The organism is Massilia sp. 05N420, from assembly GCF_056397205.1.
Genome location: NZ_JBFTMX010000269.1, coordinates 1 through 371, shown reverse-complemented (window position 1 = coordinate 371; position 371 = coordinate 1). Strand labels below are relative to the sequence as shown.

The window sequence follows — 371 nt, the reverse complement described above, 5'->3', positions numbered from 1 at the left end:
TCGGTGGTCGGCGTGCCGCGGGTGCCATAGGTGTATTTCTGCCCGCGTGTTTCCATCGCCTTGGCATTCGGAAACAGCACCGTCGATGCGTGCACGACGGGCGGATTGACGAAACCGTGGTATTCCGAAGGGTCGTTGCCGATATGCGAGAGGCGGGTGTTGATACCGGCGTTCTGCAGGAGACCGTCTTTGTCTTTCATAGTCTGAAATAGCCTTTGGCGAGGGATGCAATGGGCGAGTTTTGGACCTCAGGAAAAGTCGGGTCAACCCCGTAGCCGCGACGGGCCGAAAATTACCCGGAACGTTACTTTCGCAGATATATCAGTGAATTGCGCGGTATTTTTCCGCAAAACACTGCCCAAATACTACCC

General features: G+C 55.3%; 1 pseudogene. It reads right to left on the bottom strand.

The features are described 5' to 3' along the window. Positions 1 to 200, bottom strand: a pseudogene (locus AC1DIX_RS28280) (cystathionine beta-lyase); the annotation flags it as partial. Positions 201 to 371 lie beyond the last annotated feature (171 nt).